The 21,567-nt window shown below is 68.4% G+C and carries 21 protein-coding genes, 1 tRNA gene and 1 pseudogene; 12 read left to right on the top strand and 11 right to left on the bottom strand.

The features are described 5' to 3' along the window. The first annotated feature begins 90 nt into the window (after positions 1-90). Positions 91-164, top strand: a tRNA-Pro gene (locus tag D8M34_RS14265). Positions 165-371: 207 nt separating this feature from the next. Here D8M34_RS14265 and D8M34_RS14260 read toward each other — a convergent pair. From D8M34_RS14260 to D8M34_RS14235, 6 genes and pseudogenes are all read right to left on the bottom strand, one after another. Then, entirely contained in the window at positions 372-1,601 is a 1,230-nt protein-coding gene (locus tag D8M34_RS14260) for a tyrosine-type recombinase/integrase (protein WP_026529682.1), read from the bottom strand. Beyond that, positions 1,585-1,797 (bottom strand): helix-turn-helix transcriptional regulator, encoded by a 213-nt coding sequence (locus D8M34_RS14255; protein ID WP_026529681.1) that lies wholly within the window; start codon positions 1,795-1,797, stop codon positions 1,585-1,587. Before D8M34_RS14255 ends, D8M34_RS14260 begins: the two co-directional genes overlap by 17 nt. After that, positions 1,794-2,381: a hypothetical protein gene (locus D8M34_RS14250; protein WP_026529680.1), complete on the bottom strand. Its 588-nt coding sequence runs from the start codon at positions 2,379-2,381 to the stop codon at positions 1,794-1,796. Before D8M34_RS14250 ends, D8M34_RS14255 begins: the two co-directional genes overlap by 4 nt. Positions 2,382-2,461: 80 nt before the next feature. Next, positions 2,462-4,183, bottom strand: a pseudogene (locus tag D8M34_RS14245) (type IV secretory system conjugative DNA transfer family protein). A 53-nt stretch (positions 4,184-4,236) separates the two neighbouring features. Beyond that, on the bottom strand, positions 4,237-4,749 hold the full coding sequence (locus D8M34_RS14240; protein ID WP_028851319.1) for a hypothetical protein: 513 nt from the start codon (positions 4,747-4,749) through the stop codon (positions 4,237-4,239). Positions 4,750-5,151: 402 nt separating this feature from the next. After that, positions 5,152-5,508, bottom strand: coding sequence for a DUF4145 domain-containing protein (locus D8M34_RS14235; RefSeq protein ID WP_257996728.1), 357 nt, complete (start codon positions 5,506-5,508; stop codon positions 5,152-5,154). A gap of 662 nt (positions 5,509-6,170) precedes the next feature. Between D8M34_RS14235 and D8M34_RS14230 the strand changes: the two genes are divergently transcribed. The 10 genes from D8M34_RS14230 to D8M34_RS14185 all read left to right on the top strand — a co-directional run bounded on the left by D8M34_RS14230 (position 6,171) and on the right by D8M34_RS14185 (position 14,886). Continuing rightward, positions 6,171-7,250: a tyrosine-type recombinase/integrase gene (locus tag D8M34_RS14230; RefSeq protein ID WP_102209907.1), complete on the top strand. Its 1,080-nt coding sequence runs from the start codon at positions 6,171-6,173 to the stop codon at positions 7,248-7,250. Positions 7,251-7,253: 3 nt separating this feature from the next. Next, a complete protein-coding gene (locus D8M34_RS14225; RefSeq protein ID WP_054683702.1) occupies positions 7,254-7,583 on the top strand; it encodes a helix-turn-helix domain-containing protein in 330 nt (109 codons plus the stop codon). Positions 7,584-7,642: 59 nt separating this feature from the next. Next, a complete protein-coding gene (locus tag D8M34_RS14220; protein ID WP_126894315.1) occupies positions 7,643-9,343 on the top strand; it encodes a hypothetical protein in 1,701 nt (566 codons plus the stop codon). Between the two features lie 73 nt (positions 9,344-9,416). Next, positions 9,417-10,385 (top strand): thioredoxin-disulfide reductase, encoded by a 969-nt coding sequence (gene trxB / locus D8M34_RS14215; RefSeq protein WP_054683697.1) that lies wholly within the window; start codon positions 9,417-9,419, stop codon positions 10,383-10,385. Beyond that, positions 10,382-10,708: a thioredoxin gene (gene trxA / locus D8M34_RS14210; RefSeq protein ID WP_054683694.1), complete on the top strand. Its 327-nt coding sequence runs from the start codon at positions 10,382-10,384 to the stop codon at positions 10,706-10,708. The genes trxB and trxA overlap by 4 nt, the downstream gene beginning before the upstream one ends. Continuing rightward, positions 10,705-11,808, top strand: a complete 1,104-nt coding sequence (gene arsB, locus D8M34_RS14205; RefSeq protein WP_082406260.1) for an ACR3 family arsenite efflux transporter — start codon at positions 10,705-10,707, stop codon at positions 11,806-11,808. The genes trxA and arsB overlap by 4 nt, the downstream gene beginning before the upstream one ends. Then, positions 11,805-12,809 carry a metalloregulator ArsR/SmtB family transcription factor gene (locus D8M34_RS14200; protein ID WP_054683691.1) on the top strand — a complete coding sequence of 335 codons (1,005 nt, stop codon included), beginning with the start codon at positions 11,805-11,807 and terminating at the stop codon, positions 12,807-12,809. Before arsB ends, D8M34_RS14200 begins: the two co-directional genes overlap by 4 nt. Next, positions 12,806-14,020, top strand: coding sequence for a chromate efflux transporter (chrA, locus tag D8M34_RS14195; protein WP_054683686.1), 1,215 nt, complete (start codon positions 12,806-12,808; stop codon positions 14,018-14,020). Before D8M34_RS14200 ends, chrA begins: the two co-directional genes overlap by 4 nt. A 27-nt stretch (positions 14,021-14,047) precedes the next feature. Further along, the gene (locus tag D8M34_RS14190) at positions 14,048-14,470 is read left to right on the top strand and encodes an arsenate reductase ArsC (protein WP_054683684.1); all 423 of its coding nucleotides are present in this window, start codon (positions 14,048-14,050) and stop codon (positions 14,468-14,470) included. Continuing rightward, a complete protein-coding gene (locus D8M34_RS14185) occupies positions 14,467-14,886 on the top strand; it encodes an arsenate-mycothiol transferase ArsC (protein ID WP_126894314.1) in 420 nt (139 codons plus the stop codon). Before D8M34_RS14190 ends, D8M34_RS14185 begins: the two co-directional genes overlap by 4 nt. 92 nt (positions 14,887-14,978) lie before the next feature. On the opposite strand, the gene D8M34_RS14180 is transcribed toward D8M34_RS14185, so the two are convergent. Further along, the gene (locus D8M34_RS14180; RefSeq protein ID WP_026937616.1) at positions 14,979-16,484 is read right to left on the bottom strand and encodes a SulP family inorganic anion transporter; all 1,506 of its coding nucleotides are present in this window, start codon (positions 16,482-16,484) and stop codon (positions 14,979-14,981) included. 118 nt (positions 16,485-16,602) lie between these two features. Between D8M34_RS14180 and D8M34_RS14175 the strand changes: the two genes are divergently transcribed. Continuing rightward, positions 16,603-16,968, top strand: a complete 366-nt coding sequence (locus tag D8M34_RS14175; RefSeq protein WP_054687050.1) for a helix-turn-helix domain-containing protein — start codon at positions 16,603-16,605, stop codon at positions 16,966-16,968. 113 nt (positions 16,969-17,081) lie between these two features. Here the strand turns inward: D8M34_RS14175 and D8M34_RS14170 are convergent, their stop codons facing one another. From D8M34_RS14170 to D8M34_RS14155, 4 genes are read right to left on the bottom strand one after another with little or no spacing between them, the layout of a single operon-like run. Beyond that, entirely contained in the window at positions 17,082-18,590 is a 1,509-nt protein-coding gene (locus D8M34_RS14170; RefSeq protein ID WP_102209905.1) for an ATP-binding protein, read from the bottom strand. Further along, positions 18,587-19,054 carry a hypothetical protein gene (locus tag D8M34_RS14165; RefSeq protein ID WP_102209904.1) on the bottom strand — a complete coding sequence of 156 codons (468 nt, stop codon included), beginning with the start codon at positions 19,052-19,054 and terminating at the stop codon, positions 18,587-18,589. Before D8M34_RS14165 ends, D8M34_RS14170 begins: the two co-directional genes overlap by 4 nt. A gap of 41 nt (positions 19,055-19,095) precedes the next feature. After that, positions 19,096-19,893 carry a hypothetical protein gene (locus D8M34_RS14160; protein WP_036542075.1) on the bottom strand — a complete coding sequence of 266 codons (798 nt, stop codon included), beginning with the start codon at positions 19,891-19,893 and terminating at the stop codon, positions 19,096-19,098. Between the two features lie 50 nt (positions 19,894-19,943). Further along, the gene (locus tag D8M34_RS14155) at positions 19,944-21,410 is read right to left on the bottom strand and encodes an SCO6880 family protein (protein ID WP_026529670.1); all 1,467 of its coding nucleotides are present in this window, start codon (positions 21,408-21,410) and stop codon (positions 19,944-19,946) included. Positions 21,411-21,567 lie beyond the last annotated feature (157 nt).

Raw genomic sequence — 21,567 nt, 5'->3', positions numbered from 1 at the left:
GGCTGTGGCGCAGCTTGGTAGCGCACTTGACTGGGGGTTAAGTGGGTTTACCCCGCTCTGGTCGGCCCGAACAACTGAAAATCCATGCCACGGGCTGTGGCGCAGCTTGGTAGCGCACCTGACTGGGGGTCAGGGGGTCGCAGGTTCAAATCCTGTCAGCCCGACGTAAAAGCCCAGGTGAGAGTAGGTTTCTCGCCTGGGCTTCATCATGTCCGGGGGTCGTTCTCTGTGGTCCCCCTCTGGTCCCCCGGCGCTCTCGCCGGTGGTCGCCTGTGGACGAACTGATCGCCCAGAACCCGCGTCCTGTGGATAAGGGGACCAAAAGGGGACCAGAACGCTTCCGGGAGCACTCCCGCGGGCGTCGGAGCGCATCACAGGCCCCTGGTCGCGGGGCTGCTGCGCCGGGCGTTCTTGCGTTGTCCGGCGGTGGAGAGGAAGGCGTTGGCCTGCTCGGCGGCGGAGGCTAGGTGGCGGTCGTCGGGGTGGAGATAGCCGCGCGTGGTCTCCATCGAGGCGTGCCCGAGGATGTCTTGCAGTACGTGCAGCGGGATGCCCGCGTCGGCCATCCAGGTTGCCCCGGTGTGGCGTAGGCCGTGCCGGGTGAGGTCGGGCAGTCCGAGCTTCGCGACGATGCCGTCCCAGTTGGTGGCGTCGCGGACGGTCGCGGTGGTGAGATAGCCGCCCTTCGGGCCGACCAGCAACGAGTCCTCGGGCTCCTTCCCGTCGGTGAGGCGTTCGAGCACTGGCCGGAGTGGTTCGAGGATCGGCACGCGGCGTTCTTTGCGGCTCTTGGTCGGTTTTGTAACCAGGCCGCCTTTGCCGGGGAAAACCTGCCGGCGGATCACGACGAGGTTCTTGCCGTAGTCCACGTCCCCGACCTGCAACCCGGAGACCTCCGAGGACCGTGCGGCGAGTAGCGCGGCGAGCATCACGAAGTCGCTGTAGGACTGATGCACCTTGCCGCACGCCCTGGCGAGGCGGTTGAGGGTCTTCATGTCCGGGATTGCGTGCGCCCGTGGGGAGGTGTGTTCGGCGGACTGGCCGCGGAAGGCGTTGCGGTTCAGGCTCCGCTTGGCGCGGTTCTTCGCAGGATTGATCTGGATCAGCCCGTCCCGCACGGCCTCATCGAGCACCCGCACGAGCGGGGCGATGGTGTTCTTGATGGTCGACGCGCCGTGACGCTGCTCCCACTCATCAATGGTGCGGTCGATGATCCCGGCGGTGATCTGGGTGACCGGCAGGTGCCCGAGCGCGGGCAGCACGCGCAGTTTCAGCCCGTACCCGTAGGTCTCGCCGGTGGAGGTCGGGTCCAGGCCCCGCGCCCACCGGTCGCCGATGGAGGTGACGAACTCCAGCAGCGTCATGGACACGTCCATGCCCTTGGTCGATGAGTTGCGGAGCTGGTCGAAGAACGCGTGCGCGGCCGCTTCGTCTCGCACGATTTCCGAGCGGATGACACGCCGCTTGGTGGTCGGGTCGGTCCACCGGGCTCGGGCGCGGATGCCGTAGGAGCGGCGCTCCATGTCTGTGGAGACCTTCACGCCGATCGGCGGGACCGGCTTGGGCTCGGCGGTCGGCTGCGGTTCAGCTCTGCGGGGCACGGTCGTGTTCCAGCTCGCTCAGCCAGCGGTCCACGGCGTCGAGCCGGTACCGGGCGATCCCGCCAAGCCGCAGGAACGGCGGCCCCGTGCCGGCCGAGCGCCACCGCGACAGGGTGGACTCCGAGACCTTCAAGTACGCGGCGACCTCACGGCTGTCCAGCAGGGGCGAGACGAGTGCCTCGGTCTTGTCGCTCACGACACTTCTCCGGTGTCCGGGTCGAGGTCGCGGTAGAACGCTTCCTCTGCCTCGCGGCGGGCCTGGACGTCGGCCATGACGAACTCCACGAACTCGGCGTCGCGGTCGGTGATCGGGATGTCCTCGATCGGGTCGCCGGGTTCCTCGCCGGGCCAGACAGTCTGCCGGGTGGGACGGTCGTGGTCGAGCCGGGTGCCGCAGGCGGCGACCCATTCGCGGAGCCGCTGGCGGGCGTCGGCGAAGTCGCGGTGCCAGCCGAGCGGTGCGCTGCCGTTCTGGTCCGGGTCGTAGGCGCAGAGCCAGTGAAGGTGCAGCGCGCTCAGCTCCCACAGCAGCTCCGGGTGCATGTGCCAGGCGGGCGGGATCACGGAGGCGGGGAGCCCGTAGGTGTGGCGTAGCCAGTCCACCCAGCGGTTGAGCTCCAACCACTCGGCCTCGGCGTCCTCGGCACTCAGCAGGTTCCAGTTGATCGGGTGCGGCGGCTCGGCGATCAGCGGCTCGTCGTAGCCGTCGTCGTCCATCTGGTCCACATCCGAGTCGGGAACATCGTTCGTCGTGGCGTCGCCACCGGGTTCGTCGGACATGCTGGGCTCCTGTCTGCTCTCCGGCGCCGGTTCGTGCCGGGCCGTTGTGGCGGGCAGGTGCTCCGTGCCGCGACCGGCGTTCAGGTGCCGGAACGACGGAGCAGGGCTTCGATCTCGGCACGGTCGGCGGCGAGCTGGCCGGCGTCGGGACGCTTGGGCCAGGGGTGCAGGTCGGTGACGATCGGGGCCGCGGAGCGCAGCAGCACGATCCCGGTCCCGAACGGGAGCCGGCGGATGCGGTCGGGCGGGAAGATCGGCACCCGGCGCACGGACCGCTGGTTGGAGCGGGTGCCGTGGTCGCCCAGCGTCACGGAGTCGGTGTATTCGTCGCGTTCGCCGACCAAGGCGCTCAGGTCTTGCAGGTCCCGGCTGTTGGAAGCCCCGCCGAGGATGACCTTGACGATCGAGGCGTCCCAGATCGCGTTCGCCTGGTGCTCGTTTCACTTGTCCCGCGCCTGCGCGAGCGATTGGAGCACCGGCATGGTCGTGATCCCCGACCCGCCGCCTTCGGCCATCAGCGTCGGCAGCGACGGCAACGGCGAGAGGTTGGCTATCTCATCCAAGGCCAGCAGCATCGGCGGATCGAGCCGGGCACCGGCCGACCGTGCGGCCAGGCGGCGGGCGGTCTCGATGAGGTCTTCCACGAGCGCGGCGACCAGCGCGGCGCTGGCTCCCGCACCGGACCCGGTTGCCAGCAGGAACAACGTGCCGCGGTCGCGGATGAACGCTTCGGGATCGAAGCCCTCACCGGGGCCGGGCGATACGGCGTCGAGCACGCGCGGGTCCGCGAGGGAGCCGAGAGCCAAGGAGACGCCCTGCCAGATCGAGTCGCGGGTGCGGGGGTCGGAGTCGATCATCGCTTCCAGAGACTCGGCCCACCCGGTCGCAGCCTGCGTGGAGCCGGTCAGGATCGCCACCGCGTCAGCGGCCGCGGTCGGATCGAGAGTCCACCTGAACAGCTCGGCGGGCGGCCGATGGTCGATCGCTGCCGCGTGCAGCAGGGCTTGGAGCGCGGCCCGTGTCTTGCCCTCCCAGAAGCCTCCGCCGTCGACGCCGCCTGCGGACAGGCCGGTGCCGGCGGCGAGCCCGGTGGCGCGGATCATCGCCGTCTGCGGCGACTCGCAGCCCCGGATCGGTGACCAGCGCAGACCGGCGGGCAGACCCTCGGCCAAGTGTTGCGGGTCGAAGATCGCGACGGGGCCGATCCTGCGACGGGCGCGCATGGTCGCGGTGAGGTTGTCCGGCCTGGTCGAGGTGACGACGACGGCGCCGGGCGCGTCGAGGATCGCCGGGATCACCAGATGCAGGCCCTTCCCGGAGCGGGGCGGCCCGATCACCATGATCGAGTCCTCGACCGACGCCCACACGCCGGTGCCCTTGGAGGTGCCGAGCCGGTAGCCCACGTCCGCCGGCTTCGGGTCAGCCAGGCCGGGGCGCAGGTTTCCCGCGCGGCGCAGCAGCGCCTTCTCAGACGCAGCGGCGGCGACTTCGTGCCGTGTGGCGATCCCGGCCATGCGGCGCGGGTCGGTCTCGATCCGGTGGGTGTGGCGGCGCAACCGCAGCCACGCCCATAGCCCGCCGGTCACGAGGCCGGCGAGCAGCAGCCCGGCGACGATCCAGTAGACGACCGGGTTCAGGCCGTCCGCGTCGAGCGCCGCGCCGGGATCACCAGGGCGGAACAGCACACCGACCCCGGAAGCGGGATCGCCGGCCGGCTGGGGCGTGCCGGTCAGGAACGCGGCCACCGATCCCGCGGCGCGCAGGATCAGCGCGACGCCGAACAGGACGACCAGCCCGATCATCGCGGCGTTGGTCAGCTCGTCCCCGAACGAGCCGGTCTGCCGGCCCTGCTCGTTCACGGCACTCGCCGGATGATCGTGGTGCCGGAGACCCGGCCGAACAGGATGACCTCGATGACCTCGCCGGTCCGGTCGGCGCCGTTCCCGGCTGGGTCGATGAGGGCGCGCGCGGTGCCGGAGTGGGCGGCGTCGGTGTGCCCGGTGACGACTGCGACCGCCACGTCCTCGCCCGGAACGAACCCCTTGCCCTCGACGGTGTGAAACACCGGCCCGGCCTGCGCCGCCGGTTCCGGTTCGGGCTCGGGGCGGGAACGCCGGCGGCGGGCGGCGACGATGTCGGTGAACGTCGTGCCGTCCGCTTCGCGGACCTCGACCCTCGCCGGTGTCGTCCGGTCGTTCGTGGCGCGGTCGATGATCTGCCCGAACGAGGAGCGCCGCCACGGCGGCGCGAAAGGGTCAGGGTCCAACCGTTTCCCGTCGACGGTGACGGTCACGGTGCCGTCCTCGCGCACATCGAGCACGACGAGCGGAATGGACACCGGGACGGGCTCAGGCTCGGGCTTCCTCATAGCGTCGAGGTGAGCCAACGCCGCCATGAGAGCATGCGTGGCGCTCCTGGGCGTCCGCGCGCACGTACGAGCCGTGCAGGTCGAACCTCTGCCGCGTACGGAGGAATGTCGGACGTCTCTGGCAGGCTCTTCGTATGAGTGATGAAACTTGGGACGGCCGCCGGGCGGTCAGTGCGAGTTCGGGTGATAACACGGTTTCGCGTGCGCGGCAACCGGATGGTTGACGCGCACACTGGGGAGACATCATTCCGTGTCCGCGACGACGGCAGAGTGGTGGATGCCAGTTCCGGCGAGACACGGTTTCGCGTGCGCGATGACGGCCGTGTGGTCGATGTCAACACGGGTGAGACGGTCTACAGACTCAGAGGTTGAGTCACTTAGCCCTGGTTTGGCCATCGTTGCTCAAGGTTGCCGCGATGGCCCCTTGGCCGCGTTTATGGTTCGTGCTTGGGCATCGATATCCGGGCCAGTGAAGAGTCGGTGGAACGCCTCGTCGAGCACTCTGGCTCCGTCCAGCACCTCCATAGTGGTTAAGTCCGAGTCCTCGTGGGTTCCGACGTTTCCGAGCCATTTGACGGCGAAGAAGAGATCGGCCACCGCTGGACGGTCTGGGTCAGTATCACGCCACTCTTTGATACGTTCGTGCGCGTTCCGAAATTGCCCAGATGGTCGAGTTGCAGAGATTCCTTCTGAAGTCAAGAACCGTTCCACCGTGGCACGCAGCGCAGTTGCGGCCACACCAGGATCAGCGAAAAGCACGCGAGAAGCGCGCAGCACACCCTCTCTTACTTCGTCGGGTGCCTATCTCGGGATCGGCATTATCAGCATCGGCGGATGCAGGTGCGTCACAGTGTAGTACGAGGAATAGGCGATGCCTTGGTACTCGAAATCATCGCGGTTCGACCTGTGGGAGTAGTCCACGCGATAGTCGCCGTGCCGTGCACAGCCTGTCGACACTCGGGATTCTCGCACTGACCGCGGACGACAAACGTGCCGGAAATCCACTCCGGCTCGAACGCAGGGTGGTTGCGCGCGGAAGCTGAATCGTGTCCTTCATCCTCGGTGGGCGCTGAGAATCCGATGTATCCGGTCTGGCACTTGGGGCACGCAGGCCGCGGCCACGGCTGTCCGTCCTCAATCGGGCGAGCGAGCTCGGAAAGTGCGGGGTCCACAGCCATGCTTCCAGCGTAAGCGGGACGCTATGCGGACAGGCGTAGAACGGGAATCGATCGCGGGCGACGGCTCTAGCCTTTTGTCTCTATTCCCGCGTCTTCGTGAGTTGCTTCCATGTGATTCAGGTGCGTCCTGCCCGCTGTATCAACGAAGCCACGCCGGATCAAGATTCCTGACAAACCATCACGATTCCTGACGATTCGGGCGTATTCTTGATGCATGGTCAGGATTGCTGAAGTAGCGGGCTGATGAGCCTCGCTGTCGTTCGGAGTATCGGGACCGCTCGCGGGTGGCGGTCCGAGGAAGATGCTGCGGACTTTGAGCAGGAGATCATCGACCAGTACGCGCTCGCGATGGCCGCAGCTGGGCTCAGCGACGCTTACATCTCGCACTCACGAACAGCGATCTTCGAGCTCCGTTCGCACGTGAATATCCCGCTGTGGCAGGTCAAGCCCGCCGACGCGGACGCGTTTCTTGCCGGGCTTCGCCGAGCGGGTCTTGCGGCTTCGACGCGTGCGGGCAAAGCGGGCGTGATCGCCCAGTTCTTCGACTTTGCGATCAGTCGGTATCAGGCCGACATCAACGCGCTTACCGGGTGGGTGATCGAGCAGCCCATCGATGAGTACAACCGGCAATCGGGTTCGTCGCTCGGCAAAGTCCGCGTCCCGCCCTCGGACGCGGAGGTCGACCGACTCTTCGGCGGCTGGGCGGCTTCGTTGCAGGATGAGCGGCGATTTCTCCCGGCGGCGCGGAACTACTTCGCGGCGTCGTTGTGGCGGCGAGTCGGGCTGCGGATCACGGAGAGCACGAAACTCGATCTTCGCGACTGGCGGCCCGATCTCGGCACGCTCGGGAAACTGCATGTCCGATTTGGGAAAGGCTCGCGCGGGCGCGGCTCGAAGCAGCGCCTGGTTCCCGCGATCAACGGTGCCGACAAGCTCATGGATTGGTGGCTCGGCGACGTGCGGCACAGGTTCGGCCCGGATTGGGATGACCCGGATGCGCCGCTGATCCCGTCGGAACGGTTCGATCATGAGCTCGGCCGCACGGGGAGGGCCAGCGACGATGTGCTCCGGCGCGGGCTGGTGCGTGCGACCGAGCGGTTTCTGCCTGCGTGGTCGGGTGATCTGACTCCGCACGTGCTGCGGCACTATTGCGCGTCGTCGCTGTATCTGGCGGGTATGGACTTGAAAGCCCTCCAAGAACTGCTCGGGCATCAGTGGCTGTCGACGACGACGCAGTACATCCACGTCTCGAGCCAGCACATCGAGGATGCGTGGGCGCACGCGAACAAGAGCGTTGAGGAACGATTCGAAGGGATGGCGTGACTGATGAAGTGGAACCTGAGAGTCCAGGCCGCTGAGCGCGGCATCTGGAAGTCTGCGGAGTTGCGGCGCATGCTCGCCGCCGCTGGGTTGGAGATGAGCCAGGGCAAGATGTCGGGGCTGTGGACGGGCACTCCGACGACGATCCGCCTCGATGATCTCGACGTGATCTGCCACGTCCTGGACTGCCAGCCGACAGACCTCCTCGTGCCCGAACCGGAAAAGGTCAGCGCGCGCACGCGACGGCTCGAGCAGCACAGCGAGGCCAACGGTTCGACACCGCGAGTGACGCCACGGTTGGGCGCGAAGGATGACCGGCCCGCCCCGCCGCTATGAGTCCGGCACGCGGTCCGAACGGGCCGCTGAGCCCGCCGCTGCCCTGCACGGGGTGCGGCGTGAAACCGGCCGCGTGGCTCCAGCCTCGCGTCGACTACTGCTACGACTGCATCCCCGGCGGCCCCTTCGCTCCGCCGCTATGCCGCAGATGCGGATCGAGCGAGTACTACAGCCAAGGATTGTGCGCGCATTGCCATCCGGGAAGTCCCGGCTTCATAGGGTCCTGTCGTGATTGCCTGGCCTGGGGCGTCTACCGGAATCGCAACTGGCGGTGCCCGAAGTGCCGCTGGTGGTTCAAGCACTACCCGCAAGGCGAATGCGTCTCGTGCCATCGCGACGTCACCATCGGTGAGCAGGGCTACTGCCGCCTCTGCCTGGAGACCGCCCGGATGCTGCAAGTACTCGGCGAACCGCTCGACCTCGACGCACCGCGAAAGTTCGGGGCGCAACTGTTCTTCGCCGTGATGAACGATCCCCGCAGGCCTGCCGAGAAGCACCGGCCGATGGCGATGAGCCTGCGCGAAGCGATCCGGCTCGTCGCCGCGCCGCCGCCGGTCGCCGAGAGCACCCAGCCGGTGCTGTTCGATCTGGATCCCGACCCGGAACGGGTGCGGCAGCGCTCGAACGAGATCCGGCGGCGCGACATCACCTCCCGCACCGATCACTTCCTGTACGCCCGCGCCGCCGAGTATGCGTGGAGCAAACGGCAGACGAACCAGGTGCGGCGCACGTTGAAGATTCTCCAGCTCGTGTTCCCCGGCGCGAATCTGCACTTCCGTGCTTCCGACATTCTCGCGATGCGCCGCTACGACGATGACGGCAACATCCGCTCCACGATCGAAGTCCTGGGCGACGCCGACCTCCTCATCGACGACCGAGTGCCGACGTTCGAGCAGCTCTTCGACCGTAAGACCAGGCATCTGCCCGAGCCGATGCGCTCCCAGCTCGAACTCTGGCGCGACATCATGGCCGACGGATCGAAGACCACGCCGCGCCGTCAACCCCGCGACACGATGACCGTGAAAGGGCAGATGTACGGCATCCTCCCCGCGATCACCCGCTGGGTCGAGGAAGGCCGCACCAGCCTGACCGGGATCAGCACTGAAGACATCCTCGACGCGCTCCCGGATGATCCGAGCCGCCAGCACACGATGATGCTCGGCTTCCGCACCCTGTTCACGATCCTGCGCGGCCGCAAGATCGTCTTCGCCGACCCGACGAAACCGATTCCGCTGCGCGGCCCCAAACGCACGATCCCGCTCCCGATGGAGAAGTCCGCGATCCGTGACGCGCTCACCAGCCCTGACCCCGCAATCGCTCTGGCCGTCGCCCTCGTCGCTTTCCACGCCCTCACCACACAACAGGTGCAGCACGTCCAGCTCACCGATATCATCGACGGCAGACTCCGCATGCCCGACGGCCGTACGATCCCGCTCGCCGAACCCGTGCGGGTGCGCCTGGCCGCCTGGCTCGACCATCGCGCCACGCGTTGGCCCGAGACGAAGAACCCGTACCTGCTCGTCACGATCCAGACCGCGCCGCGCCTGTCGCCACCGGGCCGGAACTTCCCCTGGAAGAAGGCCGGAGTCACCGCTCAGGCGCTGCGCACTGACCGCATCCTCTACGAGGTCGAACAGACCGGCGGCGATGTGCGACGCATCTGCGACCTGTTCGGCATCGGCATCGACACCGCCCTCCGCTATGCGCATCCCGCCCGAGTCGACCGTCCTGTAGATGACGGCGGCGACTCCGCCGGGTGAACACTCGGCGAACAACCTCCCGAACGCACCTACCCGACTTGCCGCTTGGTTCGATGAATGTCAATATAGAGACATGTCGATGCAACAGGTGGTGATCGTCGGGTCTGGTCCGGCGGGGTATACGGCCGCGGTCTACGCGGCCAGGGCGGGACTTTCTCCCGTCGTGGTCGCTGGCTCGGTGACCGCCGGCGGTTCGCTCATGACGACCACCGAGGTCGAGAACTTCCCGGGCTTCACCGACGGGGTGCAGGGCCCGGACCTGATGGACGCGATGCGTGCGCAGGCCGAGCGCTTCGGGGCGCGTATCGTCTACGACGACGCGACCCGGCTCGACCTCGCAGGCGAGGTCAAGACGATCGAGACCGGCTCGGGCGAAACGTTCGAGGCGCGTAGCGTGATCCTCACCACCGGTTCCGCTTACCGCAAGCTCGGCCTCGCCGAGGAAGCTCGGCTCTCCGGTCACGGCCTGTCATGGTGCGCGACCTGCGACGGCTTCTTCTTCCGCGAGAAGGAGATCGCCGTCGTCGGCGGCGGGGACTCCGCGATGGAAGAGGCACTGTTCCTCACGCGCTTCGCGTCGAAGGTCACGATCGTGCACCGGCGTGATGACTTCCGGGCGTCGAAGATCATGGCCGAGCGGGTGCGCGCCGATCCGAAGATCGAGGTCGCCTGGAACAGTGAAGTCGCCGAGCTCGTCGGTGAGAACGCCGTCGAAGCGCTCCGCCTGCGCGACACCGTCACCGGTGACGAGCGTGCCCTTCCGATCTCTGGCGTGTTCGTTGCGATCGGGCACGACCCGCGCTCGGAGCTGCTGACCGGGCAGGTCGATCTCGACGACGACGGCTACGTGCTCGTCGACCATCCGTCGACCGCGACGAACCTGCCTGGCGTGTTCGCCGCGGGTGATCTCGTCGACCGCCGTTACCGGCAGGCGATCACGGCATCGGGCACGGGCTGTGCCGCGGCCCTTGACGCGCAGCATTTCCTCGCCGGCCTGCCTGCCGACGAGACCGAGACCGAACTTCTGGAGGTGTCCGCATGAGCGCGACCATCACCGTCACCGATGCCACGTTCGAGGCCGAGGTGCTGCAGTCCGACATCCCCGTCGTGGTCGACATCTGGGCGACCTGGTGCGGGCCGTGCAAGGCGATCGCACCGATCCTCGACGATCTCGCCGGCGAGTACGACGGCCGCGTGAAGATCGTGAAGCTCGACGCGGATGCCAACCCGCAGACCGCGATGGCTGCTGATGTCACGTCGATCCCGACTCTCGGGTTCTACCGGGGCGGTGAGCGCGTCGACGTGCTCATCGGCGCACACCCGAAGCCGATCATCGCGGGCAAGATTGACGAGCTGATCGTATGAGCACCGCAACCCAGACCCGCGCGATGCCGGCGAAGCTGTCCACCCTTGACCGGTGGCTGCCGCTGTGGATCGGGCTCGCCATGGTCGCGGGCCTCCTCCTCGGCCGCTTCATCCCCGCACTGTCCGACCTGCTCGCGCATATGGAGGTCGGTGGTATCTCGGTGCCGATCGGTCTCGGACTGCTGGTGATGATGTATCCGGTGCTGGCGAAGGTCCGCTACGACAAGGTCGCCGCTGTCACGGGAGACAAAAAGCTCCTCGTCTCATCGCTGATCCTGAACTGGATCGCAGGGCCTGCCGTGATGTTCGCCCTCGCGTGGCTCTTCCTGCCCGATCTGCCCGAGTACCGCACCGGTCTCATCATCGTGGGGCTCGCGCGTTGCATCGCGATGGTGGTGATCTGGAACGACCTCGCTTGCGGCGACCGTGAAGCGACCGCGGTGCTGGTGTTCATCAACTCCGTGTTCCAGGTCGTCGCGTTCTCGCTGCTCGGCTGGTTCTACCTCACCGTGCTGCCGGGCTGGCTCGGCCTCGACTCCCAAGGCCTGGATGTCTCGATCGGGCAGATCGCGATCAACGTGCTCGTATTCCTTGGCGTCCCGCTCGCGGCTGGGTTCCTCACTCGCTTCTTCGGTGAGAAGGCGAAGGGCCGCGACTGGTACGAGGCGAAGTTCATCCCCTTTATCGGCCCGTTCGCGCTCTACGGCCTCCTGTTCACGATCGTGCTGCTATTCGCGCTGCAGGGTGAGGCGATCACGTCGCAGCCGTGGGACGTCGCCCGGATCGCGCTGCCGCTGTTGGCGTACTTCGCGATCATGTGGTTCGCAGGCCTCCTGCTCGGGAAGGGCATCGGCCTCAACTACGCCCGCTCGACGACCCTCGCGTTCACGGCGGCAGGCAACAACTTCGAGCTCGCCATCGCCGTCGCGATCGGCACCTTCGGCGCGACCAGCGGCCAGGCCCTCGCAGGCGTCGTCGGCCCGCTCATCGAGGTGCCCGTGCTCGTGGGTCTGGTCTATGTCTCGCTCTGGGCCGCCCGCACGTGGTTCCACACCGACCCGTATGCGGTTCCCGCCGTCACCAAATCGAGGGCATCATGACCACCACCGAGCTCTGCACGCCGACCCCGACGCACGTCATCGGCGAAGACGCCGCCGATGCTGTCGCTTCAACGCTCAAGGCGCTGGCCGATCCGTTCCGGCTGCGGATGCTGTCGGCGATCGCGACGGACCCGCGCGGCGAGGCCTGCGTGTGCGACCTCGCCGAGCTCGCCGACGTCTCCCAGCCCACCGTCTCGCATCACTTGAAGAAGCTCAAGGACACCGGGCTGCTGGCCTCCGAGCGGCGCGGCACCTGGGTGTACTACAGCATCCTGCCGGCGCGGAAGCAGGCCGTGACCGCGCTGCTGGACGCGTTCGCGCCCGCCGCGATCGCCGACGCGCAGGCCGAGCAGGAAGACCGCGCGACGGCACTGGCCGCCCTCGACGCGAAGGTCGAGCACCTCGCCGCCGAGCTCGCCGACGAGATGACGCACCTGAACCGCAACCTCGTCGTCACGATCGTGCGCGAGTCGTTCGCGGGTCTCGTCCGCTCGGCGAAGCTCACCCAGCATATGATCCCGCTCACCGAACGTTTCGCCCGTCAGCGTCTCGCCGACCTCACACGGGATCGCGAAACGGGGATGCCGCAGGTGCTGTTCGTGTGCGTCGCAAACGCGGGCCGTTCTCAGCTCGCCGCCGCCCTCGTCAATCAGCTCTCCGGCGGTGCGGTTGTTGCCCGGTCGGCCGGGTCGACGCCAGCGGCCGAGGTGCACCCGCACGTGCGCTCGATCCTCGCCGACATCGAAGGCGAGCAGGACGCCGCGGCCGCGTTCCCGAAGCCGCTCACCGACGACGCCGTCCGCGCCGCGGACGTCGTGGTCACGATGGGCTGCGGGGACGTGTGCCCGATCATCCCCGGCGTCCGCTACGAAGATTGGGCTGTCGGTGACCCCGCCCTCGCCTCCGAAGACGGCGTTGCGGCGATCGCCGCTGACATCGAGGCCCGCGTCCGTGGCCTGCTCGCCGAGCTGTGCGTTCCCGTCGACGGTGACGGCGCATGACAAGCGAGACGCGACGTGCGCCGGTGCGCGGGTCGGCGTGGGAAGTGTTCCGGGTGTTCCTGCGCCTCGGGGTGACCTCGTTCGGCGGGCCGATCGCGCACCTGGGCTACTTCCGCACCGAGATCGTGGAACGCCGACGCTGGATGGACGACCGCGCCTACGCCGACCTGGTCGCGCTGTGCCAGTTCCTTCCCGGCCCGGCCTCGAGCCAGGTCGGGTTCGGCATCGGCCTGCACCGCGCCGGATACCGGGGCGCGCTGGCCGCATTCATCGCCTTCACGCTCCCGTCCGCGGCCCTCATGCTCGCCTTCGCCTCCGGCGCCGCCCTGTTCACCGGCACCATCGGGGAAGGCATCCTCGCCGGGCTGAAGATCGTGGCGGTCGCGATCGTCGCGCAGGCCGTCCTCGGCATGGCGAAGACACTCACCCCGGACCGGCAGCGCGCCGCGATCGCAGCCGTCGCAGCCCTCGCCGCGCTGCTGCTGGCCGGATCGCTCGGCCAAATCATGGCGATCGTCCTCGGCGGGATCGCCGGATACTTCGTCTGCCGCGCACCCGCCGCGAACACGGCGACAGCGGTGCGGTTCCCGGTGACCCGGGCCGCGGGGATCGCCGCGCTCACCCTGTTCGTCGCAATCCTGGCCGGGATGCCGATCCTCGCCGCCGTCACCGGCAACGACAGCGTCGCCCTGTTCGATGCGTTCGCGCGGGCCGGAGCGCTCGTATTCGGCGGCGGGCACGTCGTGCTCCCGCTCCTGCAATCCGGCGTCGTCGATCCCGGCTGGGTCACGAACGCGGACTTCCTCGCCGGATACGGTGCAGCCCAGGCCGTGCCTGGCCCGCTGTTCACCCTCGCCGCTTTCCTCGGCGGCGCCGCTGACGTCGGCCCGGGCGGGGCGGCGGGGGCGGGCATCGCGCTGGCCGGGATCTTCCTGCCCGGCTTCCTCCTCCTCATCGGCGTGCTGCCGTTCTGGAACCGCCTGCAGCACCACGAGCGGGTTCAGGCCATCATGCGGGGCGCGAACGCGGCCGTCGTCGGCATCCTCGCCGCCGCCCTCTACACACCCGTGTTCACCACCGCGATCCTCACCCCGCCCGCCTTCGCACTCGCGCTGGTCTGCTTCGTGCTGCTCGTCGCGTGGAAGCTCCCGCCCTGGATCGTCGTGATCATCGGAGCCGCAGGCGGCATCCTCGCCACCACCCTCACCTGACCGACCCGATCGGAAACGAGAACCCTCATGTCTACTCCCACCGTCCTGTTCGTCTGCGTCCACAACGCCGGCCGTTCCCAGATGGCCGCAGGCTACCTCCGCCACCTCGCGGGCGACCGCATCGAGGTCCGTTCGGCAGGCTCGATCCCCGCGGACCAAATCAATCCCGTCGCCGTCGAGGCGATGCTCGAAGAGGGCATCGACATCCGCGGCGAGGCCCCGAAGATCCTCACCACCGACGCCGTGCAGGACTCCGATGTCGTCATCACGATGGGCTGCGGCGACGCCTGCCCGTTCTTCCCCGGCAAGCGCTACGAGGATTGGAAGCTCGATGACCCCGCGGGCCAGGGCATCGACGCTGTCCGTCCGATCCGCGACGACATCAAACGCCGCATCCAGGAACTCATCGCCTCCCTCGAGCCCGCGAGCACCGAGGCGGCCAGCGCATGAGCGCGTCGGTGCTGTTCGTCTGCAAGAAGAACGGCGGCAAATCGCAGATAGCCGCCGCGCTCATGCGGCAGCACGCCGGCGACGCCATCACCGTCTATTCGGCCGGTACTGCGCCGGGCGATACGCTTAGTGCCCTCGCCGAGGAAGCGATCGTCGAGGTCGGTGCGTCGATGGAGGGCGAGTATCCGAAGCCCATCGATCCCGAGATCCTCCGCAGCGTGGATCGGGTCATCGTGCTCGGCGACGAGGCGAAGGTCGCCCCGGTCGACGGCATGGCCGGAACGATCGAGACCTGGACCTTCGAAGACCAGGCTGCATCCGACGTCGGCGGCGGCGACCGCACGCGGGCGATCCGGGATCAGATCGCCGAACGCGTCCTGCGCCTCGCCAGCGAGCTCAGCGCCGCGATGTCGTAACTCTGAACGGGAGGGCAGGAGTAGTCGCTGGCCCTCCCGTCCAGCGCGGCGGACGGCCGATGAGCCTTGCATGAGCCGAGCACGCAGTCGGGTCAGTGTGAGGGCAGGTTCCCGCTCAATCGTGCGTGGAAGGTTCCGCTCGCCTCGTTCAAGCCGATGATCTCGACCTCGATGTCGTGTTCGCGGTACTTCTGCTCGATTCCATCGAGCGCTGCGACGGTCGAGGCGTCCCACACGTGCGACTTCGACATGTCGATCACGACACGCTTCGGGTCGTCGGCGTACTCGAACTGGGTGGTCAGGTCGTTCGAGGACGCGAAGAACAGCTCGCCATCGACCTCATAGTGCGCCGTGTCTTCGTTAGCGCTGAAGGTGCGGGTGACGGTGGTGAAGTGGGCGACGCGGCGCACGAACAGGATCGCGGCGACGAACACGCCGATGATGACCCCGACGGAGAGGTTGTGGGTGATGAGCACCGGGATGACGGTGACGAGCATCACGATCGTCTCGCTCTTGGGCATCCGCTTCAGCGTGGAGGGTGCGATGGAGTGCCAGTCGAAGGTGAGGAACGCGACCATGAACATGATCGCCACCAGTGCCCCGATGGGGATCAGGTTCATTATCGGGCCGAGGAACCACACCAGGATCAGGAGGAACACGCCGGCGGCGAACGTGGAGACGCGGGTGCGGGCGCCGGAGGCGCGCACGTTGATCATGGTCTGCCCGATCATCGCGCAGCCACCCATGCCACCGAAGAGGCCAGAGAGGATGTTCGCGCCGCCTTGCCCCATCGCCTCGCGGGTCTTGTTCGAGTGCGTGTCGGTGATGTCGTCCACGAGCTTCGCGGTCATCAGTGACTCCATGAGCCCCACCGCGGCCATGCCGAGGGCATACGGGGCAATGATTTGCAGTGTCTCGAAGGTGAGCGGTACATCGGGGAAGAACGGCATCGGCGGGCCGCCGGGCAGTTCGCCGAGACCGCCGACGGTCTTCACATCGAGGTTCAGCAGCCACACCGCGAGGGTCATCACGATCACGACCACCAGAGGCGCGGGCACAGCCTTCGTGAGCTTCGGGAAGAGCCATAGGATCAGGATGCTGACGATGATCATCGGGTACATCAGCCAGGACGCGCCGGTGAAATGCTCCAATTGGGCGACAGCGATGAGGATCGCGAGGGCGTTGACGAACCCGACCATCACGCTGCGCGGGATGAACCGCATGAGCTTGCCGACACCGAGCAGGCCGAGAACGATCTGGAAGATGCCGCCGAGGATCACGGTCGCGATGAGGTAGTCGAGGCCGTACTCGTCGGCGACCGGCCGGATGACGAGCGCGATCGCTGCGGTCGCCGCGGTAATCATCGCGGGCCGCCCACCGAGGAACGCGATCGAGATTGCCATCACGATCGAGGAGAACAAGCCCACCTCGGCCGGCACGCCTGCGGCGATCGCGAACGCGATGGCCTCCGGGATGAGCGCGAGGCCGACCACCATACCCGCGAGGACTTCCTTCGTCAACAGCTTCGGCGAACGGAACACATCCATCACGGTCGGCCGAGGCCAGTAGCGTTCCTTGTCGCGTGCGGGCGCGCTCATTCTGCCTCCCAGAGAGGTGCGGGAAAATAGGGTGACGGCGGTCGAGGTCGGAGCCCGCCAAACCCAACTCTACCGTTACGTGAGGGTTGGGTGCCAAATCGAGGCAGAGGAGTACCCGATGGCAGGAACGATCCATATCGGCGAGGTCGCTGAGCGCACCAGCCTGTCGCTGCGCACCCTCCGCCACTACGACGAGATCGGGCTCGTCTCCCCGAGCGACCGCACCAGTGGCGGGTTCCGCCTCTACACCGACGCCGACGTCGAGCGGCTCCTCCTGATCCGCCGGATGAAGCCGCTCGGGTTCTCCCTCGACCAGATGGGCGAAGTCCTCGCCGCTGCTGACGCACTGGCGGATGATCCGTCAGACAGCGCCGCGCGCGCAGCGCTGGATACGTTCGTGACCGACGCAGAGGAGCGTCGCGAGAAACTCGCGAAACAACTGGACGCCGCCGACGAACTCATCGCGCGCCTCCGCGACGTATAAGCCTGCGGCAGATGCACGCCCGGCCCAAGTGTTCACCGGTGGGGTTGCATGTTCGCGGAACATGCAACCCCACACCTCAGAAACCATGGCCTGAACCCGCTTCTTCCGGCGATTTAGTCTTCAGGAATCGTGAACTTGCGGGTTTCGCCGGTCATGCGGGCGGTGGTGTCGAACGCGGCGAGCTCGGCGGGGTGGAGTTGGTGCTGCACGACGAAGGCCCGGTCCTTGATCCGCCAGAGCCCTTGCCCGGTGCCGAGTCCGGGCAGCAGGCGGCGTTCGGTGCCGGTCAGCCCGAGCGCGACGGCGGTGGGGCCGAGCTGATCGGTCTCCTGCCGGTAGACGATCCTCGTCTCCGCGTTTGCCAGCAGGCTGTTCGCCAGCGCCCGGTTCGCCGATCCGGCATCGCCGACGTTCTCCAAGTCGGTGAGCTTGTGGAACACCAAGAGATTGGCCAGCCCGTAGTGCCGGGCGAGACGCCAGTGGGCGTCCATCCTGCGCAGGAGCGCCGGGTGGGACATGAGCCTCCATGCCTCGTCGTAGACGACCCATCTGCGGCCCCCGTTGGGGTCGAGCAGGGCGGCTTCCATCCATGCCGACGAGCAGGTCATCAGCACCGAAATCAACGTGCTGTTCTCGGTGACGCGCGAAAGATCGAGGCTGACCATCGGCAGCGACGGGTCGAACCTGACGGTGCTCGGCCCGTCGAACAGGCCGGCCAGGTCCCCGGCCACCAGGCGGCGCAGCGCGTGGCCGACCTGGCGGCCGTCCTCGGTGAGCCGGCCGTCCGGGTCGTCGGCAGGGTCGGGGCGCAGCAGCCGGTCGACCACCATCGGCAGGATCGGCACGTCCGCGTCGCGGACCGCGCCGGCCAGGGCGGTGTCGATCGCGGTGTGCTCCAACGGCGCCAACCGCCGATCCAGCACCGTCTCCGTCAAGGCTCCGAGCAGATCGCGGCGTCGCGCGGCGAGGGTGGTGGCCCACTCCTGGTCGGACAGGCCGCCGGGCCGGTAGCCCTCATCCAAGGGGTTGAGCCTGTTGCCCATCCCGTGCCCGAGGATGATCGCTTTCCCGCCGACTGCTTCGGCGACGCCGGAGTGCTCGCCTTTGGGGTCGCCGGGGACATAGACGCGGTACCCGAAGGGCAGACTGCGGGTGTAGAGGCTCTTGGCGAGCGACGATTTCCCGGAGCCGACGATCCCCGCCAAGATCAGGTTCGGCGCGGTGATGATGCCCCTGCGGTACAACTCCCACGGGTCGTACACGAACGAGGAGCCGCTGTAGAGGTCTTGGCCGATGAAGATTCCCGCGGCTCCGAGCCCGGCTTCGGCCAGGAACGGGTACTGCCCGGCGAGCACGGCGCTGGTGTCCTGATGCCGGGCCACCCGGAAGCGGCCCGGTGTCCTCAGCGCGGCCGGGCCGGGCTCGCCGGCGGCGGGCAGGTAGACCGTGGCACGGCGTTCAGCCCGTTCGGCGGCGGCCTTGGCCTGGGCCGCTTCCTTCTCGACGTGACGCTGCTCGGCGACGAGGCGGGCGGCGGCTTGCCGCCGCTGCTTGCGCAGCCGGCGCCGCTCCGAGGCGGGAGTGACGAGGACAGCGGTGTGCAGCTTCTCGCCCCGGCTCACAACGACCGCCCCCGCGCCCCGGAGACCCAACCGCCGGCGGGACGGTCGAACCATGACGAGTCCGGCGCCGGGCGAGGCTGCTGTGGCATGTCCGGCTTGGGCTGCGGCGGGCCCTCGATGCCGAGCGGTGCCAGCGCGTCCGCGTTCTGGCGAGCGGCCTCCGCGACCCATCCGGGAAACAGGCACTCATGCTCGGGCCTGCTGCCGGGGTTGTCGATGGCGTACTGGCGGGCGTCGCCGGCCGCTGCCAGGAAGGCGGCGAGGTCGCGCATCGCGCGGTCCGGGGCGACCGGCGCTCCGGCGCCGGTGAACAGGTCCCGGCCGACGAGCGTCTGCCCGGTCGCGGTGTCCTCGATGCGGTAGGCATATCGCTGGTGCTCGCCCAGCGGCGAGTCCGGCCAGACGGTCAAGGTGAGCGTCCCGACGTGCCGGGACATCGAAGCGGTGGGGTCTGCGCTGTTCATGGCGGGCAGGTGCGCGCCGGCACGTCTCCGTGGTGGCTATGTCAGAGCGACAGCCCGCGGGCCTGCTTGACGGCGGCGACGCCGGGATGCTCGAACCAGCCCCCGTCACGGACGGCGCTACGCCGCCCGGCCGTCTCTCGCTCACGGCCTGTCGTCGGGCGGCGGGCCGGGACGTGCGCCCCTGCTTCTTTGTCGATGGCGTCCTCGGCACGGATCAGGTGCCGCCGGTACAGGGCGACGTGCCCGGCCATCGGGTTGTAGGTCATCGCGTAGTCGCCGGTCTCGGCCTGCCGGTCCCCGGGATAGACCGGGGCGGTGTCGTGAACGTCGCCGTTCTCCAAGGCGGCGTTCGTGGTCTCCTCGCCGTAGTCCCACGCCGACAGATGCTCGATCCCCGCCTCGACCCCGTGGGCGTCGATGAGGTCGATCACCCGGTCGGCTTCCTCGCCTTGGAGGAACACGACGCCAACCCACCGCTCCACCATCCGGTCCTGCGGGTTCCACACGATCCGGCCCGAGTGGGTCATGGCCGCGCTCAGGCGGTCGTCGGCCTGGTCGATGAGCGTGCCGGCCTGGTGCAGCTCATCCGCTGCGGCCAGCGCCTCGGCCGCACCGCCGCTGTACTCGCGGGACTCGTCGGTGACGTGATGCTGCCGGCTCAGATGGGCGGCGGCGAGCTGGTCGAGCACCTGCCGCAGCGATCGCAGCCCGCCCAACAGCTCACCGATCACCACGTAGGTCTCGGACGGGTCCTCGAAGCTACGGCTGGCGTGAGCCAGACCGCGCAACGCCTCGTAGGCATCGCTGGCATCGCTGGTCGGGTTCGTGTATGTCGGCATCACGGGCCTCCTTCAACGAGGGTGGGATGCCTGCCAGGTGAGCGCGCCGGTCACACCGTGCGGCACAGCGGCAGCGCGGCCGCCGTGAACGCGACGGCTTGCTGGCCGACGAGCCTTCGGGTCTCGCAGGAGGCTTGGATCGAGGCTTGTTCGATCGCGGCGACTGCGGCTTCCAGCTCGTCGACGCTGGGGGCGGAGACGGAGATGAGCCCGGAGACCCGTAGAATCCCGTGGCCGGCGGTCAGGTCGGCTTCCTGCTGGAGAACGTCTTGGTATTCGGCGGTCTGCGCGGCGTCCTCGATCTGCCCGATTCGGGCGCGCTGGGCCGCATCGGAGATGTGTTCGACCTTCTTCTTGCGGATGTCGCGGGCCGCCTGGTCCGAGCGCATCGGGGTGTAGATCAGCGACACCGCCCGTTGGATGCCGGTGGAGAGCAGCACCGGCGCGAGGAACCCCGGATAGACGAGGCTGCGGGGCCACTCCGAGACCCACAGCACGGTGTGCCAGGCGGAGTCGGTGCGCAGGTTGCCCCAGGTCTCGGTGACCGCGACCGGGCCGGCGGCGGCGAGCTCCTGCCCGAGCCGGCCGTGGCGCTCCAAGGTGGCGGCCACGGCCGGGTCATACGCCGAGCGGAGGATGACCGCGACCTGACCGGGGCCGAGCCACCCCGAAGGGGTCAAGTCCGCCGAACGCAGCGCGGCGACCAGCGTCGCCATCTCCTGCCGGAGCACCGCGGCGGCGCCGCGGATGCCGCCGCCGGCGGTCCTGATCTGCCGGGAGGCGACCTTCATGTCCAGGGAGAGGCTGACCGTGGTGGCGTGCCGTTCCCCGGCGGGGCCGGCCCGCTCGATCAGTTCGCGGTAGGTGGTCGCGGCCCAGGAGCCGTCGTCGGTGCCGTGCTCGGCCCACCACTCGGCCAGCCCGCTACCGGAGTCGGGCAGGGTTCGTTCGAGCACTTGCAGGGTCGCGATCCGCCCGGACCGGCAGACCGTGGCGAGCACTCGCCCCCAGGAGGTGACGCGGCGCTCTTGCTCGCCGGGGTCGAGCAGGATGAATGCCGGATGGGTCACTTCCGTCACGACCGTCAAGGTTGCCTGGCGGGGGTCGTGGATCATGCACGCCCCGGTCTCGGGGTCCAGGTGCTCCCGAAGCCGGGCCATGTCACCGGGCAGCGCGAGACTTCCGGCAGGGCGGGGCTTGACGATCCGCCGCCGGTAGAGCAGTTGCCCGCCGGTGGAGCGCCACAGCCACCAGAGCGCGACAGGGAGCCATTCGACCATCGGCCTCCCAGCGATGGGCACCCAGGTCAGCACGACCGCGAGCAGCCAGACCGGGGCGGTGTAGACCAGCAGCATCCCGGCGCCGCCGTAGAACGCGGCCAGCAGCGCCAGGCCGCCGATGCCGAGGGTGATGAGCTGCGCGACCGAGAGGCCGAGCAGCACCCCTCGGCGGGTGAGTCGGCTGAACTTCATCGGCGTCAGCTCGCTACCGGGTGTCTTCTGGTCCGTGGTGGGCATGGGTGGTCACTCCTTGCCCCACGGCGATGCCGTGGGGTTGGACGGCTCCGTGGGCGTCCTCGGCTGCGGCGTGGACGGCGGGGGCGTCTGCGACGGCGGCGGGGTGCCGCCGTTCTGCCCGCCTGCGGCGTCGGCGGCGGTCTCGGCCTGACCAGAC

The sequence above is a fragment of the Microbacterium sp. HSID17254 genome (assembly GCF_003989315.1).
Lineage (GTDB): Bacteria > Actinomycetota > Actinomycetes > Actinomycetales > Microbacteriaceae > Microbacterium.
Note: the sequence above shows the minus strand (reverse complement) of the source record. Positions and strands in the feature narration are given on the sequence as shown.